The organism is Streptomyces sp. NPDC014801, assembly GCF_043082085.1.
GTDB lineage: Bacteria > Actinomycetota > Actinomycetes > Streptomycetales > Streptomycetaceae > Streptomyces.
In genome coordinates, this window is record NZ_JBIBXG010000007.1 from 441747 (window position 1) to 460237 (window position 18491).

Annotated in this window: 16 protein-coding genes; 3 read left to right on the forward strand and 13 right to left on the reverse strand. The window is 74.9% G+C overall.

What is annotated here, in order from left to right:
• Positions 1-58: 58 nt before the first annotated feature.
• The 8 genes from ACF1AL_RS19590 to ACF1AL_RS19625 form a co-directional block, all read right to left on the reverse strand.
• A complete protein-coding gene (locus ACF1AL_RS19590) occupies positions 59-865 on the reverse strand; it encodes an ABC transporter ATP-binding protein (protein ID WP_391826622.1) in 807 nt (268 codons plus the stop codon).
• Entirely contained in the window at positions 862-1935 is a 1074-nt protein-coding gene (locus tag ACF1AL_RS19595; RefSeq protein ID WP_391826624.1) for a FecCD family ABC transporter permease, read from the reverse strand. Before ACF1AL_RS19595 ends, ACF1AL_RS19590 begins: the two co-directional genes overlap by 4 nt.
• A 2-nt stretch (positions 1936-1937) precedes the next feature.
• Positions 1938-3161: an ABC transporter substrate-binding protein gene (locus tag ACF1AL_RS19600; RefSeq protein ID WP_391826626.1), complete on the reverse strand. Its 1224-nt coding sequence runs from the start codon at positions 3159-3161 to the stop codon at positions 1938-1940.
• A gap of 170 nt (positions 3162-3331) precedes the next feature.
• Positions 3332-4051: a sigma-70 family RNA polymerase sigma factor gene (locus ACF1AL_RS19605; protein ID WP_391826628.1), complete on the reverse strand. Its 720-nt coding sequence runs from the start codon at positions 4049-4051 to the stop codon at positions 3332-3334.
• A 316-nt stretch (positions 4052-4367) separates the two neighbouring features.
• Entirely contained in the window at positions 4368-5120 is a 753-nt protein-coding gene (locus ACF1AL_RS19610) for a hypothetical protein (protein WP_391826630.1), read from the reverse strand.
• Positions 5121-5308: 188 nt separating this feature from the next.
• Positions 5309-5839: a copper chaperone PCu(A)C gene (locus tag ACF1AL_RS19615; RefSeq protein WP_391826632.1), complete on the reverse strand. Its 531-nt coding sequence runs from the start codon at positions 5837-5839 to the stop codon at positions 5309-5311.
• Complete coding sequence (locus ACF1AL_RS19620) at positions 5836-8235, reverse strand: heavy metal translocating P-type ATPase (RefSeq protein WP_391826700.1); 2400 nt, start codon at positions 8233-8235, stop codon at positions 5836-5838. Before ACF1AL_RS19620 ends, ACF1AL_RS19615 begins: the two co-directional genes overlap by 4 nt.
• A gap of 107 nt (positions 8236-8342) precedes the next feature.
• Positions 8343-8558: a hypothetical protein gene (locus ACF1AL_RS19625; protein WP_391826634.1), complete on the reverse strand. Its 216-nt coding sequence runs from the start codon at positions 8556-8558 to the stop codon at positions 8343-8345.
• A gap of 257 nt (positions 8559-8815) precedes the next feature.
• On the opposite strand from ACF1AL_RS19625, the gene ACF1AL_RS19630 reads away from it, so the two are divergent.
• Positions 8816-10393 carry a carbohydrate-binding protein gene (locus tag ACF1AL_RS19630; RefSeq protein ID WP_391826636.1) on the forward strand — a complete coding sequence of 526 codons (1578 nt, stop codon included), beginning with the start codon at positions 8816-8818 and terminating at the stop codon, positions 10391-10393.
• Between the two features lie 103 nt (positions 10394-10496).
• Here ACF1AL_RS19630 and ACF1AL_RS19635 read toward each other — a convergent pair whose 3' ends face one another.
• Positions 10497-11273, reverse strand: coding sequence for an MBL fold metallo-hydrolase (locus tag ACF1AL_RS19635; RefSeq protein WP_391826638.1), 777 nt, complete (start codon positions 11271-11273; stop codon positions 10497-10499).
• 93 nt (positions 11274-11366) lie between these two features.
• Here ACF1AL_RS19635 and ACF1AL_RS19640 point away from each other — a divergent pair, with 93 nt between their 5' ends.
• Positions 11367-11984 carry a CGNR zinc finger domain-containing protein gene (locus ACF1AL_RS19640; RefSeq protein WP_391826702.1) on the forward strand — a complete coding sequence of 206 codons (618 nt, stop codon included), beginning with the start codon at positions 11367-11369 and terminating at the stop codon, positions 11982-11984.
• Between the two features lie 486 nt (positions 11985-12470).
• On the opposite strand, the gene ACF1AL_RS19645 is transcribed toward ACF1AL_RS19640, so the two are convergent.
• The 4 genes from ACF1AL_RS19645 to ACF1AL_RS19660 all read right to left on the reverse strand — a co-directional run bounded on the left by ACF1AL_RS19645 (position 12471) and on the right by ACF1AL_RS19660 (position 16736).
• Positions 12471-13922 carry an ATP-binding protein gene (locus tag ACF1AL_RS19645; protein WP_391821824.1) on the reverse strand — a complete coding sequence of 484 codons (1452 nt, stop codon included), beginning with the start codon at positions 13920-13922 and terminating at the stop codon, positions 12471-12473.
• A 1-nt stretch (position 13923) separates the two neighbouring features.
• Entirely contained in the window at positions 13924-14640 is a 717-nt protein-coding gene (locus ACF1AL_RS19650) for a response regulator transcription factor (RefSeq protein ID WP_366842053.1), read from the reverse strand.
• A gap of 333 nt (positions 14641-14973) precedes the next feature.
• Entirely contained in the window at positions 14974-15579 is a 606-nt protein-coding gene (locus tag ACF1AL_RS19655; RefSeq protein WP_391781120.1) for an FMN reductase, read from the reverse strand.
• Positions 15576-16736 carry an LLM class flavin-dependent oxidoreductase gene (locus ACF1AL_RS19660; RefSeq protein WP_391826640.1) on the reverse strand — a complete coding sequence of 387 codons (1161 nt, stop codon included), beginning with the start codon at positions 16734-16736 and terminating at the stop codon, positions 15576-15578. Before ACF1AL_RS19660 ends, ACF1AL_RS19655 begins: the two co-directional genes overlap by 4 nt.
• A 220-nt stretch (positions 16737-16956) precedes the next feature.
• On the opposite strand from ACF1AL_RS19660, the gene ACF1AL_RS19665 reads away from it, so the two are divergent.
• Positions 16957-18381, forward strand: coding sequence for an MFS transporter (locus ACF1AL_RS19665; protein WP_391826642.1), 1425 nt, complete (start codon positions 16957-16959; stop codon positions 18379-18381).
• Positions 18382-18491: the final 110 nt, after the last annotated feature.

Consider the following 18491-nt stretch of genomic DNA (forward strand, 5'->3'; position numbering starts at 1 on the left):
CCCGCCACGGCCACCAGCGCCCAGCGGTCCTCCCGCACGGGCCCGGGTATGCCCGCCGTCACCGCTCCACCGCCACGGCGTCCCCCGGCGCGGGCGCCGGTGCCCGGTGGTCGACGGCGATCAGCGGGTCCCCGGTGAGGGGGTGCTCGACGACGGCCGCCCGCACCCCGAACACCTCGGCCAGGAGGGCGGGCGTGAGCACCTCGCGGGGCGGGCCGGAGGCCACGACCGCACCGCCGTGCAGCACGTGCAGCCGGTCGCAGACGGACGCGGCGGCGCTCAGGTCGTGCAGCGACACGAGCGTCGTACGGCGCTGGGCGCGCAGCAGGGCCAGCAGTTCCACCTGGTGGCGGATGTCGAGGTGGTTGGTCGGCTCGTCGAGCACGAGGACGTCCGGGTCCTGGGCGAACGCCCGGGCCAGCAGCACCCGTTGGCGCTCCCCGCCGGACAGCGCGGTGAAGCGGCGCCCGGCGGCCGCCGCCATGCCCACCCCGGCCAGCGCCCCGGCGACCAGGTCCCGGTCGGTGGCGTCCTCCCCGGCGAAGGCCCGCTTGTAGGGCGTACGGCCCATGGCGACGACCTCGCGCACGGTCAGCTCGAAGTCGCCGCCCCGCTCCTGCGGCAGCGCCGCCACGTGCCGGGCCGACCGCGCCGGGGTCAGCTCGCGCAGGTCGGTGCCGTCGAGCAGGACCCGCCCGGCGACGGGCTTCAGGTGCCGGTACACCGCGCGCAGCAGGGTGGACTTGCCGCTGCCGTTCGGGCCGACGAGTCCGGTGATCTCGCCGGCCCGAGCGATCAGATGGGCGCCCGCGACGACCGTACGGCCGGCGTAGGCGACGTGCAGGTCCTCGACGTCGATCCTCATCCCTCGCCCCCCAGGCGCCGGTCCAGCAGGTACAGCAGGGCCGGGGCCCCGACGAGCGAGGTGACCACGCCGACCGGCAGTTCCTGCGTGGCCAGCGCGGTACGGCACACCAGGTCGACGACGACCAGCAGCAGCGCCCCGGACAGCGCCGCCACCGGCAGCAGCCGCCGGTGGTCGCCGCCGACCAGCAGCCGGCAGGCGTGCGGCACCATCAGGGCGACGAACGCGATCGCGCCGGAGACGGCGACCAGGACGCCGGTGAGGACGCTGGTCGCGGTGAACAGCTCCCGGCGCAGCCGCGTCACGTCCACACCGAGCCCGGCGGCCGTCTCGTCGCCCATCAGCAGGGCGTTCAGCCCGCGGGCGCGCGCCAGCAGCCACAGCAGCGCCAGCGGTACGGCGACGGCGGGGACGGCGAGCAGCTGCCAGGTCGCGCCGCCGAGGCTGCCCATGAGCCAGAACAGCACGCTGTGCGTCTGCTGTTCGTCCCCGGTGCGCAGCACCAGGTAGCTGGTGAAGCCGGACAGGAACTGCCCGATCGCCACCCCGGCCAGCACCAGCCGCAGCGGCGCGAACCCGCCGCCCCGCCGGGCCACCGCCCACACCAGCGCGAACGTGGCCAGCGCCCCGGCGAACGCGGCGCCGGACAGCCCCAGTCCGAACGCGCCGCCCGCGCCGGCGCCGAGCACGATCGCGGCGACCGCGCCGAGCGAGGCGCCGTTGGAGATGCCCAGCAGGTAGGGGTCGGCGAGCGGGTTGCGCACCAGCGCCTGCACGGCCGTACCGACGAGCCCGAGCCCGGCGCCGACGAGGGCCGCGAGCAGGGCGCGCGGGACCCGCAGCTGCCAGACGATGAGGTCGCTGGTGCCGGGCCGCGGCGCCGCCCCGGACAGCCTGCGCCCGACGACGCTCCACACCTCGGCGGCCGGGACGGACGTCGAGCCGCAGGCGACGGCTGCCGTCAGCGCCGCGAGCAGCGCCACGGCGAGGACCAGGGCCAGCGGCCCGGCGGGCACCGCGGCCCGCGTCTCGCCGCCGGCCGCCTTGCGGCGCGGCAGGGTGAGCGCCATGGTCAGCCGTCCTGGCCGGGTCGGGCGGCGGCAGCCGGGGTGGAACGGTCGGCGTCCGCCTGGCCGCTCACCTGGCCGGGGCCGTCGGGGCTCGCCTGACCGGGACGGCCGGGACCGGCCTGATCGCTCGCGCGGCCCGGTCGGAGCGCGTCCGTCCGGTCGGGGTGGACGGCGCGGGCGATCGCCTGGACCGTGTCGGCGTTCCCGACGCCCGCGATGGTGGTCGACTCCGAGCCCACGCGCACGAAGTGGCCTTCGCGGACCGCCTTCAGCCCGCTGGTCGCCGGGTTGTCGCGCAGCCACCGCTCGGCCTCGTCGAAGGCCCGCGCGTTCGCCGCCGCACCGCCCCGGTCGCGCACGCCGAGCTGGATCCAGTCGGGGTTGCGCGCGATGACGTCCTCCCAGCCGGTCTGCCGGTAGTCGCCGTCGCAGTCGGCGAAGACGTTGCGCGCCCCGGCCAGGGTGATCACCGCGTTCGCCACCTGGCGGTTGCAGACGACGGTGGGCTGCTTGGTGCCGGCGTCGTAGTCGAAGAAGAAGTACGTCGGGCGCGGCGCCCCCGCGACGGCCTTGCGCACGGCGGCGACCTTCGCCCGCATGCCGGCGACGAGTTCCCGCGCCCGGGCGCTCGTGCCGGTGACCGCGCCGAGGGAGGTGATGTCGGCCTCCACTGCGGACAGGTCGGTCACCGGGGCCCTGCCGCGCGCCGCGCAGGCGGTGGACTTCAGCTGGATGTGCCGGATCCCGGCCGCCTTGAACTCCTCCTCGGTCGGCGCGTCCCCCATGCCGCCGCCCATGCCGCCCATGGAGGCGAAGGTGTCGATGTAGAGGTCGGCGCCGGAGCCGAGCAGTTTCTCCTTCGGGACGACCGTGTCGCTGAGCACCGGCACCTTCCGCGCCCGCGCGTCCAGGGCGGCGGGCAGGGAGCCCGGGCCGGGCGGGAAGCCGGTGCCGATCACCCGGTCGCCGGCGCCGAGGCGCAGCAGCAGTTCCAGGGCGGACGCGTTGCTGGTGACGATCTTGCGCGGGGGCCCGGTGAAGGTGGTCCGCGCGCCGGCGCAGTCGGTCACGGTCACCGGGTACCCGCCGGAGACGGCCTGCCCGGCGCGGGCGCCCGCCGGGTCCGCGGTGTCCTTCCCCCCGCCGCCGCAGCCGGCCGCCAGCAGGCCGCCCAGCACGACGGCCGCCGTACCGCCCCACACACGAGAACGCGAACGAGCACGCATCGAACAACTCCCGGAATCCACTCGGCAGACGGGCGACCCCCGTCACCCGGTCCAGTAGTCGGAGGGAAGCCGCGCCGAGTTCCCGGCGTCCGGCACGGCTTCGTTCCCGCTACGGCCCGGGGTCCTCTCCCCCGGTTCGGGCCGCCTGTCGCGGGGCCGTCCTCCGCGGTTCAGGCCGCCGCCAGCGCGGCGGGCTCCGTGGCCAGCAGATCGATCAGGGTCGCCCGGGCCCGCGCCACGCGGGAACGGACCGTGCCGATCGGGCAGTCGCTGACCTCGGCCGCCTCCGCGTAGGGCAGGCCGAGGAGCTGGGTGAGCACGAACGCCTCACGGCGGTCGTCCGGCAGCGACGCCAGCAGGTCCAGCAGCGCGATGCCGTCGTCGAAGCCGGGCAGGTCGCACGGCTGGGCCCGTTCGACGGCCAGCTGCCAGTCGGCCACGTCCGACAGGCGCGGCCGGGCGGAGGCGTACCGGTAGCTGTCCACGACGGCCCGGCGGGCGATGGACAGCAGCCAGGCGCGCGCCGAGGAACGCCCCTGGAACCGGTGCAGGCTGCCGAGCGCGCGCAGGAACGTGTCCTGGGCGAGGTCGTCCACAGCCTGGGGATCGGCGCACAGGTGGGCGACGTAACGCTGGACGTCGCGGTGCAGGGCCCGCACGAACCGCTCCACCGCCTCCGCGTCGCCGCCGCGCGCGGCCAGCGCCCACGCGGTGATCGCCTCGTCCGTCGTGGACGCCGACGCCCCGCCGTCGTCCCGCGCACCGCACGGCTCGGACGGCGCGGAGGGGGCGGACGGCGCGGAGGGGGCGGGCGGGGCGGAGGGGGCGGACGAGGTGGGGAGGGGAAGGGCAGGGGTGGGCAGGGCGGAAGTGGGCAGGGCAAGGGTCATCGCCTGGTGTCCTTCTCGGGTCGACCTGGTCCGGACCCGGGGCACGCGGGGGCGCGGGCGCGCGGACACACGCGGGGTACGCGTCGTCACGTCGCCGGCCCGGCACGTGGGTACGTGAGCCCGTAGGCACGTAGACACGCGACTGCGTGGGACTTGACCACGTGTCACGTGGCTCGTGCCGCGGTCACGCGCGGGTGGGTCCGGTGAAAGGGGAGGGCGGCCCTACGGCACCGGCCCGGGCGTCGGTGCGCCGGAGCGGGTGGGCGTACGGCCGTGGCCGGGGCGCGCACGGGCGGCCCCGGGAATCCGGCTGTCGTCAGGCGACAGCGGTCCCCACGGGTGGTCCCCGGGAAGTGATCGCATGGACGAGGAGCAGCAGCCGCGGCGCCCGGTCCGAGCGAGGCCGGCGCGGCATCGGGCGCGGCCGGTCGGCGGCGACGGGCAGTGCGAGCAGCAGCCGCAGCGGGGCGGCCAGCCACCCGGCGACGGCCCGCAGGATGCGGAACGCCGCCCGCTCGCCGTACGCCAGCCACAGTCCGCACAGCAGCGCGGCGAGCAGGTGGGCGGCGTACATGCCGAGGGAGGCGGAGCCGGTCATGGAGTGCATGTCCATGGGGCTCGCGGGTTCCATCGGCGTCAAGTGCCGTGGCAGGGGCGCCATGTGACCCATATGTGCCATGTGGGCCATATGAGCCATGTGGGCCATGTGACCCGCCCCCATGGACTCCATCGAGCCCATGGCGGACATCGAGCCCATGGTGGACATGGAGGCTGCGGACCCCCCGGAACCGGTCGGCAGCGGTCCGCCGCCGGTCGCCGACTGGGCGAGTTCGAAGGCCTGGTGCAGCAAAGCCTGGGCGGTGACGACGACGGCCACGATCGCGGGCAGGCCGCGTTCGCGTCCCGCCATGCACCAGCCCGCGGCGGCGGTGACGGCCGCGCCGGCGGCCAGCGCCCAGGCCGGCACGTCACGGCCGGACATCAGGACGTGGCCCAGGGCGGCGAGCAGCACACAGACGGCCGCGAACACCGCGGCCCGTACCGTGCGCGCACACCACCCAGCAGTCATGGCGTCTCATCCTCGCATCCGGGCGCCGGCCGTCCCGGATATGTACGGAATACGACCCCGGTCGACTCGCACTCGACCGCACCTGGACCGGCCACGACCGCGACCGGCCACCCGACGGACGGTCAGCCGACGGACGGTCAGCCGACGGACGGTCAACCACGTGGCCGTGCACACGAGATGGCCGGCCGTCACGGTGTACGACCGCCCGGTCGCACCACGACGGCTACGGCGTCGATCGCGCCACTGTGCCGGAAGCGCAGGGTGAACGGCACGCGGTCGCCCACCCGCCACCCGGCCCGCGCACGCAGGGTGACGTCGACGCCGTGGGCTGACATCGCCAGGGTGCCGCCCGCCGGGACGGTGGCCGCGTCCACCTCGGCCTTGGCGGCGGTCCCGGCGCCGGCGGCGCGGTGCCGGCTGAGGGAGGGGGTGCCGTCGGCGGCCGGGGAGGTGACGGCGACGAGCCGGTCGTCGGTGCCGCCGAGGTTGGCGAGGTCGAAGAACGCGGCGGTGGGGGTGGTGTCGCCGTACGGCAGGAAGACCCGCCCGGACGTGACGGTGATCCGGGGCGGGCTCCCCGCTTGCCCGGCAACGGTCCAGGCGGTGAGCCCGCCGAGGGCGAGCGCGGACACCGCGAGGGGTGCGAGGGCCGCGCGCAGCGCTTCGGTGACCCGCGGCCGGGTGGGCCGCCACGACCCACGGTCGTACGCCGCGTTCACCGGTCGGCTCCGCGCGCCCGCGGCCCGGCGCCGCTCCCCCGGCCCGCGGGCCGGTACGGCGCCCGCCCGCGCCCCGGGGGCTGCCATCCGCGCAGGCGCAGGCTGTTGGCCACCACCAGCACGGAGCTGGCGGACATGGCGGCCGCGGCGAGCATGGGGTTCAGCAGGCCGACCACGGCGAGCGGCAGGGTGACGGCGTTGTAGCCGAAGGCCCACAGCAGATTGGCGCGGATCGTGCCGAGCGTGCGCCGGGCGAGGAGGACCGCGTCCGCGAGGGCGTCGATGTCGCCGCGCACCAGGGTCACGTCGGCCGCGCCGATGGCCACGTCGGTGCCGCCGCCCATGGCGATGCCGAGGTCGGCGCCGGCCAGCGCGGCGGCGTCGTTCACGCCGTCGCCGACGACGGCCACCCGGTGCCCGCGCTCCCGCGACCGCCGTACGAGGGCGGCCTTGTCCTCGGGACCGCAGCGGGCGTGGACCTCGTCGATGCCGAGGGCCGCGGCGACGGCCCGCGCGGGCGCCTCACGGTCACCGGTGGCGAGGACCGGCCGCACGCCGAGCCGGCGCAGCCGGTCCACGGCGCGGTAGCTGCCGGGCCGTACGGTGTCGCCCACCTCGATCAGCGCCTCGGTGCTTCCGTCCACCCGGACCACGACGGCCGTGCGGGCGGCGTCCTCGGCCCCGCGCAGCGCGTCCGCGAGCGCGGGCGGCAACGCCCCGTCGGGGGCGAGCACTTCGACGATCCGCCCCTCGACCCGGCCCCGTACGCCATGCCCCGGCAGGGCGGCGAAGTCCCGGACGTCCGGCAGCGGTTCCGGCCGGCCGGCCGCGCCGACCGCCTCGCTCGACGGGCGTCCTGCCCCCTGCCCGGCCCGGTCCTGCGCACCGCGCTCCCGCCCCGGCGGGTCCTGCCGGGCCCCCTCCCCGGCCCGGGCGTGCGCGGCGATCGCACGGCCCAGCGGGTGCTCGGAGCCCTGCTCGACCGCGCCGGCCAGGCGCAGGACGGCGTCCCGGCCCAGCCCGCCCGGTACGGCGGTGACGCGGGTGACGGTCATGCGGCCCGACGTGAGGGTGCCGGTCTTGTCGAGGACGACGGTGTCGACGTGCCGGAGCCCCTCCAGGGCCCGCGGGCCGGACACCAGCACCCCCAGCCGTGCGCCCCGCCCGGTCGCGGCCATGAGCGCGGTCGGGGTGGCCAGGCCCAGCGCGCAGGGGCAGGCGACGACGAGCACGGCCACGCTCGCGGTGACGGCCGCCTGCGGATCGGCCCCGACGCCGAGCCAGAAGCCGAGCGTGGTGACGGCGAGGGCGAGCACGGCGGGGACGAAGACGCCGGCCACGGTGTCGGCGAGCCGCTGCGCCCGCGCCTTGCCGGCCTGGGCGTCGCCGACCAGCCGCGCGATGCGGGCGAGCCGGGTGCCGTCGCCGACGGCGGTCGCCTCGACGAGCAGCAGTCCGCCCGCGTTGACCGCGCCGCCCACCAGGGCCGACCCGGGCCCGGCCTCGACCGGTTCGCTCTCCCCGGTGATCAGGGACAGGTCCACGGCGGAAGCGCCCTCACGCACCACGCCGTCGGTGGCCACCCGCTCCCCCGGCCGTACGACGAAGAGCTGCCCGACCCGCAAGTCCTCGACGGGGACGAGCCGTTCGCCGCCGTCGCTCTCCCGGACGGTCACCTCCTTGACGGTGAGCCGGGCGAGCGAGCGCAGTGCCGCGCCGGTGCGGTGCCGGGCGCGGGCCTCCAGCAGCCGCCCGGCGAGCACGAACAGCGGTACGCCGACGGCCGCTTCGAGGTAGAGGTGCGCGGCGCCGTCCGACGCGGAGGGCAGGAGGGCGAACGGCATCCGCATCCCGGGCGCGCCCGCGCCGCCGAGGAACAGGGCGTAGGCCGACCAGGAGAAGGAGGCCGCCACGCCCAGCGAGACCAGGGTGTCCATGGTGGCCGCGGCGTGCCGCAGCCCGCGGACCGCCCGGACGTGGAAGGGCCATGCGCTCCACACGGCGACCGGCGCGGCCAGCGCGCAACACAGCCACTGCCACCAGCGGAACTGCAGCGCGGGCGCCATCGACAGCACGAGCACCGGCACGGCGAGCAGTGCGGTGACGAACAGCCGGAACCGCTCCCGCCGGGCGGCGTCCTCACCGTCGAGACCGGAGCCCCCGTGGTCGAGGGCTTCGGTCTCGGCACTCCGCCCCGCGCGAGACCGCTCCCGCGGCGGTTCGGGGAGGGCGGCCGTGTACCCCGCGCCCTCGACGGCGGCGACCAGTTGCGCGGGGCTGACATCCGGCGGGTGACTGACCCGCGCCCGGCCAGTGGCCAGGTTGACGGTCGCGGTGACGCCGTCCAGCCGGCCGAGCTTCTTCTCGACCCGCCGCACGCAGGCCGCGCAGGTCATCCCGCCGACGGTGAGATCGGTCGTCACCGGCACGACGAGCGGTTCGGCGACCGCAGGGCCCCTCCCCGCTTCGACGACCGTCGGCGGCTTGCCCGCTTCGACGGCCATCAGCGGCCTCCCCCGTGCATGCCGTGCATGCCGCCCATGTCGTCGGCATCGCCGTCGCCGGGTCGCGAGTGGCCGGCCGGGCCGCCGTGCAGACCGGGCGAGACCGGTCCGACGGCGGCCCCGACGGCGTAGGAGACGGCGAAGACCGCGACGAGGAGCAGCAGGAAGCCGAACAGGGCGGGTGGGGGCGAGAGGTTCCGCCGGGGTGCGTCCATCGACTGCGCCTCCTGATCACGTCGTACGACTGTGGCGCGGTAGGAGTCGGGGCGGGGACGGGGTGAGTTCCGCGGGAGCCGTGTGGCGTGCGTCACCCGAACCGCACACCGCGGCAACGACCGACGCGATTCACATATCTGAATAACAATCATGGACAAGACCGTTGACGTGTCCACACCACCACCTTACGGTCCCTGAAAGCGCTTTCCAGCACCCAGGCAGTTCATTCCTCTGACCCCCCTGTGGAGGCGACCGCATGCATCTCCGACCACTTCTCGCGTCCGTGGGCCTGCTGGCCGGCACGCTCGTCGCGCTCTCCGGTACGTCCGCGCAGGCGGCCACCGCGCGGTACGAGGCCGAGTCCTCGCCGGCCGTGTGCACGGGCACGATCGACTCCGACTGGAGCGGCTACTCCGGCAGCGGTTTCTGCAACGGCACCAACGCGAGCGGCGCCTACGCCCAGTTCACGGTGAACGCCGCGAGCGCCGGCTCGGCGACGCTGAACATCCGCTTCGCCAACGGGACGACCAGCGCGCGGCCCGCCTCGCTGATCGTCAACGGCACGACCGTGCAGACGCCGTCCTTCGAGGCCACCGGCTCCTGGTCGGCCTGGGTCACCAAGACGGTGACCGTGCCGCTCGCCGCCGGCGGCAACACCGTCCGGCTGAGCCCGACCACCTCGGGCGGCCTGCCCAACCTCGACTACCTGGACGTCACCACCACCGACTCCACCCCGCAGCCGACGGGCCCGGTGCTGTACGTGGCACCCAACGGCACCGACGGTGCCGCCGGGACCCAGTCCGCGCCGACGACGCTGCCCTCGGCGATCAGCCGCATCACCCCCGGCGGCACGATCTACCTGCGCGGCGGGACGTACAGCTACTCCTCGACCGTCACGATCCCGCTGGGCACCGACGGCACCTCGTCCGCCCGCACCACACTGTCCGCCTACCCGGGCGAGACTCCGGTGCTGAACTTCTCCGCGCAGACCGAGGACCCGGCCCACCGCGGACTGCAGCTCTTCGGCTCCTACTGGCACCTGTACGGCCTGGTCGTCGAGCACGCCGGGGACAACGGGATCTACGTCGGCGGCAGCCACAACGTCGTCGAGCGCACGGTGACCCGCTTCAACCGCGACACCGGGCTGCAGCTCGGCCGGATCGCGTCCACCACGCCGAAGGACCAGTGGCCGTCGGACAACTTGATCCTGAGCGCCGAGTCGCACGACAACGCCGACTCCGACGGCGAGGACGCGGACGGGTTCGCGGCGAAGCTGACCACCGGCACGGGCAACGTCTTCCGCTACGCCGTGTCCCACAACAACATCGACGACGGCTGGGACCTGTACACCAAGACCGACACGGGCGCGATCGGCCCGGTGACCATCGAGTACTCGCTGTCGTACACCAACGGCACCCTCTCAAACGGCACCGTCAACGCCAACGGCGACCGCAACGGCTACAAGCTCGGCGGGGACGGCATCGCCGTCGACCACGTCGTGCGGCACAGCATCGCGTACAAGAACGGCAAGCACGGGTTCACGTACAACTCCAACCCCGGCTCGATGACCGTCTCGAGCAACATCGGCATCGACAACGCCCAGCGCAACTTCTCCTGGGACACGGGGACGTCGGTGTTCCGCGACAACACCTCGTGCCGGTTCACGGTCAGCGGCTCCAACGACAAGACCGTCGGTGACGCGGACGCCTCCAACCAGTTCTGGACCGGCACCAACGGCTCCCGCTGCGCCTCCTACAGCGGCGCCCTCGGCTGGTCGTTCGCCTCGGACGGGCACCTGGTGGTGACGCTCGGCGGGAAGGTGGTGACGCCGTAACCGACGCGCCGGGGCGGGCCGTTGCCCCACCGGCCCGCCCTTCGCGAGACCCGGCCCGCGACGAGCGGGCGTGACGGGCCGGGCGTCACGGACCGGGCGTCGGTCAGTCCACCACGAGCCGGTCCGCGAGCCCGGCGTCGGCGAAGGCCTTGACGATGTCCTCGCGGCCCTCGGTGAAGTGGGCCCAGCTGTCGCAGTGGACGGGGACCACCCGGCGGGCGCCGAGCAGACGGGTGGCCTCGGCGGCCCCGGCGGCGTCCAGGACGAGCAGCGCGTCGTCGAAGAGACCGGTGCGGGGCGCGCCCGCGAACAGCACCGCGGTGTCGACGGGGCCGAAGCGGCCGGCGATCTCCCGGACGGCGTCCAGGGAGGCGTTGTCGCCGCTGACGTAGACGGTGGGCAGGCCCTCGCCGGTCAGGACGAAGCCGGTGACCTGGCCGGTGACCGGCTCGACCTCCTCCTTGGCGCCGGGGCCGTGCACGGCGGGCACGCCGGTCACCGTCAGGGTGCCGCCGCCGGGCCGCTCCAGTGCGACGGACTCCCAGTCGGCGAGGCCCTTGGCCGTTCCGCCGAGCCGCGCGGCGCCGCCCGGCGTGGTGAGCGTGAGCGGCACGTCCGCGAGCAGGGCGCGGCCCGCGTGGTCGAGGTTGTCGGGGTGCTCGTCGTGGGAGAGCAGGACGACGTCGACGCGGCCGAGGGCGGCCGGGGTGGTGCGGGACGGGGCGAGCTTGGTCAGGGAGCGGCCGCCGCCGATCGGGTAGGTGCCGGGCTCGTCGAAGGTCGGGTCGGTGAGGAAGCGCAGGCCGCCGTACTCGAAGAGGGCGGTGGGGCCGCCGTGGACGTGGACGGGGACGTCGGGCGAGGACACGGAAGCGGACACGGAGCAGCACCTCACAGCTGAGTCTCACGGATGACCAATTGGCTATCCGTGAGAGACGGTAGTCCTGTCTCACGGATGGGCGCAAGCCGTACCATGAGATGCATGACGGATTCCGCGCCCGCCGAGACCCTGGAACCGGCCGCCCCGCCCGCGCCGGGCGCCGAGCAGTACCCGGCCCTCGACCTCGCCAACAGCGCGATGGCCCTGCCGGGCGGGCACACGCTCGACCTGCTCGCGACCCCGGCGGACGCGGGCCACTGGCTCACCGGGCACGGCCTCGCCCCGGCCGACGCCGGGCTGCGGGAGGTGTGCGCGGCCCAGCTGCGCTCGCTGCGCGAGCAGATCCGCGCCCTGATCGCCTCCCGGGTCGACGGGCATCCGGCGCCGGCGAGCGCGCTGGCCGCGGTCAACGAGGCGATGACCAAGGCGCCGGCGGCGGCGCTGCTGCACTGGGACGCGACGCGCGGCCTGCACCGGGCGTCCGCCCACCCCACGACCCAGATCCTCGAACACGCGCTGGCGGCCCTCGCCGCGGACGCCGCCGAGCTGCTCACCGGCGCCGACGCCGAGCGCCTCACCGCGTGCGGCTCGCCGCCCTGCACCCGCTACCTGCTCCGGCACGGCCGCCGGCAGTGGTGCTCCGTGCGCTGCGGCGACCGCGCCCGAGCGGCCCGCGCGTACGCCCGCCGAACGGGCCGCGACGACGCCTGACGCTGCGGTGCGCTGCGCTGCGCTGCGCTTGTGCCCCGGGGGTACGGTGCCCGGCGTTGCGGTGACCGCCGTGGGGTGCGCGGCCCGGCGGTGCGGGGTGCCGCTGCGCCCACCCGTGCCGCCCCAGCGGCACGACTGCCCGCAGCTACGCGAGACGGCGGCCCGCAGCTACGGAGGCAGGTAGCGGCGACGGCCCGCAGTCGCCGGCGGCGAGAAGGGGACGTGGTGGGGGGTGTCCGCCCGCAGCGGACGGCATTGCCTTCGGGCGCCCTCTTGAAGAAACGTAAGGCCGTACCGAGGACGGACACCCCCCACCACGGCCCCGACCCACCCACCGGCAGAAGGCGCTACATCAGCCCCCACCGGACAGGAACGGGCCGCCGCAGGCATTCAGGGGCGCGGGGAACTGCGCGACAAGCCACGACGGACCCGCACCCGGCGACGAAACCGCACCCACCCGCACAGCCGCCGCAGGCACCCGCGCCGTCAGCCCGCGCCCCCGCCCCCGTCCTCCTCCCGGCGGGACCCCGCCACCGTGAATCCGATCACCGAGCCCCCACCCTCCCGGTGCTGAGCGAACGGCGCTCCACCGTGCGCCAGGGCCACCTCCCGCACGATGGACAGCCCCAGCCCGGACCCCGGCAGGGACCGCGCGTCAGGGGCCCGGTAGAACCGGTCGAAGACCCGCAGCAGATCGGCGTCGGCGATCCCCGGCCCCCGGTCGAGCACCTCGACGCGCACGGTGCCCGGCCGCGCCGGCCCCGCCACGTTGATCTCGATCGGCCCGGTGCCGTCGCGGTCGAACTTCGCCGCGTTCTCCACCAGGTTGGACACCGCCCGCTGCAGCATGCCCGGCCGCCCGTACGTCGTCGTCTCGCCGCTCACTCGCAGCACGATCTCCCGCCCGGTGCGGCGTCGGGCGAGGCCCGCGACGTCCTCGGCGAGGTCGGCGAGGTCCACCGGCTGCGGCGGCTCGCTGTCGGACTGCCCGGCGGCGAGGTCGACCAGCTCGTTGACCAGGTCGGTCAGCTCGCGGGCCTCCTGGCCGAGGTCGGCGACGAGTTCCTCACGCGACCCCGGCGGCAGTTCGTCGATCCGCTTCAGCAGGGAGATGTTGGTCCGCAGCGAGGTCAGCGGGGTGCGCAGCTCGTGGCCCGCGTCCTGGACCAGGCGCCGCTGGTCCTCCTCGGACTGCGCGAGCCGCCCCAGCATCCGGTCGAAGGCGCGGCCGAGGCGCCCCACCTCGTCGTAGCCGGTGACGGGCACCTGGATGCCGAGCCGGCGGGTGCGGGCGACGTCCTCCGCGGCGGCGGTCAGGATGATCAGCCGCCGGGTGATGCGCCGGGCCAGCCACCAGCCGAAGAGACCGGCCGCGACCACGACGGCCGCCATCAGGATCAGCGTGCGCTGCTGGAGCGCCCGCAGCAGGTCCTCGGTGTCACTGAACTCCTGCGCGACCTGCACCGCGCCCCGCTTCCCACCGAGGGAGACGGTCGCGATGCGGTACACGTCGCTGCCGACGTCGACGTCCTTGTGCAGCACCATCCGGCCGGCGCCCGGGCTGGCCGCTGTGGTGCGGTCGGCCTCGGTGACGGGCAGCGCGGGGCTGCCGCTGTCGGAGACCGCGCCGTCCGCGCCGAGCACCTGCACGTTGGTGCGGGCCGGGCGCACCACGTCGTGGCCGGGCGCCAAGGAGGAGAAGTCCTCGGGGGACATCCGGTGCTGGCGCACCTCGTCGCGCACGTCGTGCACCACCTCGTCGAACACCGACTGCTGGTCGACGCGCACGAGCCGTGCGGCGGCGTTGTACGACAGGATGCCGACGAGCACCGTCACGGCGGCGGTGACGGCGGCGAAGGACACGGCGAACGTGGTGCGCAGGGACACCAGTCCGGGCCGCCGCCCGGACACCAGGCGGCGCAGGCGCCCGCGCCCCATGTCAGTCCTCCCGCAGCACGTAACCCACGCCGCGCACCGTGTGGATCAGCTGGGGGGCGCCGGGCTCGTCGAGCTTGCGGCGCAGGTAGCCGACGTACACGGCGAGGTTCTTGGAGCCGGGGCCGAAGTCGTAGCCCCAGATGCGGTCGTAGATCGTGGAGTGGTCGAGGACGATGCCGGCGTTGCGCACGAGCAGTTCCAGCAGTTCGAACTCGGTGCGGGTCAGTTCCAGCTCGCGGTCGCCGCGCCAGGCCCGGCGGGCCTGCGGGTCCATGCGGATGCCGGCGGCCTCGATGTGCCGCGCGGGCGGCTGCGGGTCCTCGCGCGCCGGGGCGGGGGCGGGGGCGTCGGGGTGGGTGCGGCGCAGCAGGGCGCGCAGCCGGGCGAAGACCTCCTCGACGTCGAACGGCTTGACGACGTAGTCGTCGGCGCCCGCGTCCAGGCCGGCGATCCGGTCGGCGGTCTCCACCAGCGCGGTGAGCATGAGGATGGGCGTGCGGTCGCCCTCGGCGCGCAGCACGCGGCAGACCTGCAGTCCGTCGATGCCGGGCATCATCACGTCGAGGACGAGGACGTCCGGCGGGGACTTGTGGGCCTGGGCGAGCGCCTCCACGCCGTCGGCGACCGCGGTGACCTGGTAGCCCTCCAGGGTCAGGGCGCGTTCCAGGGCGTGGCGGATGGCGCGGTCGTCTTCGGCGAGGAGCACTGTCTGGGGCACGCGACCAGTCTGCCAAGGCCTCCGGCGGCACGGCCGGGCGAGCGGTGCGACGATCACCCTTCTTACTCGGCTCTCACCGTCCCGGGGGACCCCCTGACCAGGACACCACGCCCCACCAAAGCCAGAACCACGAGCCGCAACCACGACCCACCGAAGCCAGAACCGCGAGCCGCAACCACGCCCTACCGAGGCCAGAACCGCGAGCCGCAACCCCGACCCACCCAAACCCGCACCACGAAACCCGCACCCCGACTCACCCAACCCCGCACCACAACCCACCGAAGCCGGGGTCCGTCCGACACCGGCCCCGGCTTCGCCCCCCCCCGCGTTCCGTCAGCCCGCAGGCCGCAGGGCCGCCAGCTGCTGCTCGAAGGGCACGACCTCGAAGGCGTCCCGCTGGGCCGGCGGGCGGGCCGTGGTGAGGCCGTTCATCAGCGCGCCCAGTTCCCGTGCCGCCCGTTCGATCCGCTCGGGCAGGCCCTCCGCGCCCCAGTCCTCGGAGGCGGCGTAGACGCCGGTGGGGACGACGACGGCGCGCAGGTAGGCGAACAGGGGCCGCAGCGCGTGGTCCAGCACCAGGGAGTGCCGTGCGGTGCCGCCGGTCGCGGCGACCAGCACCGGCTTGCCGGCCAGCGCGTCCTTGTCGTGCGCGCCGAGCGCGTCGAAGAAGGACTTGAACAGTCCGCTGTACGACGCCGAGAACACCGGCGTGACCACGATCAGCCCGTCCGCGCCGGTCACGGCGTCGAACGCGGCGGACAGCTCCGTGCCGGGGAAGCCACTGGTGAAGATGTGCGCGATCGCGACGGCGAGGTCGCGCAGCTCGATCACCTGGACCTCCGCCCCGGTGTGCCCGGCGGTCGCGGCGGCCAGCCGGTCGCCGAGCAGCCGGGTGGAGGAGGGCACGCTCAGCCCTGCCGAGACGACGACGAGCTTCATACGGCGGCCTCCTTCTGGTCCGACACGGCGGTCTGCTTCTGGTCCGACACAACGGTCTGCTGCTGCTCCGACCCGGCGGTCTGCTGACGGGCGGTGGCGAGCAGCGAGGCGTGGGTGGGCGCCTCGGGCACGTCGGCCGGGCGGCCGGCGGCGAACTCCTTGCGCAGCACCGGCACGACCTCCTCGCCGAGCAGGTCCAGCTGCTCCAGCACGGTCTTCAGCGGCAGCCCGGCGTGGTCCATCAGGAACAGCTGGCGCTGGTAGTCGCCGGCGTACTCGCGGAAGGACAGCGTCTTCTCGATGACCTGCTGCAGGGAGCCGACGGTCAGCGGGGTCTCCCGGGTGAAGTCCTCCAGGGAGGGGCCGTGGCCGTAGACGGGCGCGTTGTCGAAGTAGGGCCGGAACTCGCGGACGGCGTCCTGGGAGTTCTTCCGCATGAACACCTGCCCGCCGAGGCCGACGATGGCCTGCTCGGGCGTGCCGTGCCCGTAGTGGGCGTACCGGTTGCGGTACAGCTCGATCATCCGCTTGGTGTGGTCGGCCGGCCAGAAGATGTTGTTGTGGAAGAAGCCGTCGCCGTAGTACGCGGCCTGCTCGGCGATCTCCGGGGAGCGGATGGAGCCGTGCCAGACGAACGGCGGTACGCCGTCCAGCGGGCGCGGGGTGGCGGTGAAGCCCTGCAGCGGCGTGCGGAACTTCCCTTCCCAGTTCACCACGTCCTCGCGCCACAGGCGGTGCAGCAGGGCGTAGTTCTCGATGGCGAGGTTGATGCCCTGCCGGATGTCCTGCCCGAACCACGGATAGACCGGGCCGGTGTTGCCGCGGCCCATCATCAGGTCCACCCGGCCGTCGGCCAGGTGCTGGAGCATCGCGAAGTCCTCCGCGATCTTCACCGGGTCGTTGGTGGTGATCAGGGTGGTGGAGGTGGACAGGACCAGCTTCTCGGTCTGCGCCGCGATGTAGCCGAGCATGGTGGTCGGGGACGAGGGCACGAACGGCGGGTTGTGGTGCTCACCGGTGGCGAACACGTCCAGCCCGACCTCCTCGGCCTTCAGCGCGATGGCGACCATGGCCTTGATGCGCTCACGCTCCGTCGGCGTCCGGCCCGTGGTGGGGTCCGGCGTGACATCACCCACGCTGAAGATCCCGAACTGCATGGTCGCTCACTCCCCAATTAGTTGATTGTTGAACTATACCGCCCAACCGTGAGCGCCGCCGCCATATTCCACCTCTCCGCTCCAGGGGTGCGCCCGACGGCCACACCCCCGCCCACCTCGACGTATGCGCACCATGGGCCCGCCACCCGCGGAGACCGCCGCACGGCCACCGCCGGAAAAGACCTTGACGCCCGCCATCGACCCCCCGATATTTATCTGCGTGACACAGACACTGCATCACGCACACTCCAAGAGCCCCCCGCTCACCGCCCGTGCCCGTTGGGCAGTCCTCGGCGTCGTGCTCGCCGCCGACGTGCTCGACCTGCTCGACGCGACGATCACCAACATCGCCGCCCCGACCATCACCGCCGACCTCGGCGGCGGTGCCGCGCTCGTGAAGTGGCTCGGCGCCGCCTACGCCCTCGCCCTCGGCGTGCTGCTCGTCCCCGGCGGCCGCCTCGGTGACCGCTACGGCCGCAGGCGCACCTTCCTCATCGGCCTCACCGGGTTCATCGCCGCCTCGCTGGCCTGCGGACTCGCCCCCACCCCGGCCGTCCTCGTCGCCGCCCGGCTCGTCCAGGGCGCGTTCGGGGCGCTGCTCATCCCCCAGGGCTTCGGCATCCTCGGCGCCACCTGGCCGCGCGAGGAGATCGGCAAGGCGTTCAGCCTGTTCGGCCCGGTCATGGGCCTGTCCGCCGTCGGCGGCCCGGTCCTCGCCGGCTTCCTCGTCGACGCCGACCTCGCCGGCCTCGGCTGGCGCCCGATGTTCCTGATCAACCTGCTCCTCGGCGGCGCCGCCCTGGCCGCCGCCCACCGCCTGCTGCCCCGCGACCCCGGCACCCCCGGCACGGTCGTCGACACCCCGGGCGCGCTCCTGCTCGCCGGGGCGATGCTCGGCCTGCTCGGCGGGCTCATCGACGGCTCCGACCACGGCTGGGCGGGCCGCCCGCTCGTCCTGCTCCTCGCCGGGCTCGCCCTGTCCGCCGGGTTCGCCCGCCGCCAGTCCACCGCCCCCGAGCCGCTCATCCGGCCCAGCCTGCTGCGCCACCGCGGCTTCACCTCGGGCCTGCTGCTCGGCGTCGTCGCCTTCGCCGCCGTCGCCGGCCTGCTCTACGCCCTCTCGCTCTACCTGCAACGCGGCCTCGGCCGCACCCCCACCGGCACCGCGCTCGCCCTGATCCCGCTGTGCGCCGGGATCGTCGTCGCCTCGATCGCCTGCCACCGGCTCCTGCACACGCACGGCCGCCGGCTCGTCGTCACCGGTCTGCTGCTGCTCCTCGCCGGCTGCGGCTGCCTGCTCGCCGTCACCCGGCACGACACCCCCGGCGGGTGGTCGCTGGTCCCGCCGCTGCTGCTGGTCGGCCTCGGCATGGGCACCTGCTTCGGCACCGTCTACGACGTGACCATCGGCGACATCGCCCCCGACGAGGCCGGCAGCGCGAGCGGCTCGCTCAACGCCGTGCAGCAGCTGGCCAACGCGGTCGGCGCGGCGGCCGTGACGACGGTGTACTTCGCCGCCGTACCGCACGGCGGCGAGGGCCACGCCCTGACCGTGACCCTCACCGTGGTCGCCGCCTCCGTCACCGCCTGCCTGCCCCTCGTACGCCTCCTGCCCCGCAGGGCACCCGAGGGCCACGGACACTGACGCGCACGGGACCGGTCGTCGGCTCCTCGGGCGGCCGCATCCACCGGCCCCGTGGACGGGACTCCGCCGCGAGTGCTCCGCGCGGCAACGGCGTCGACGATGTCGGGGGC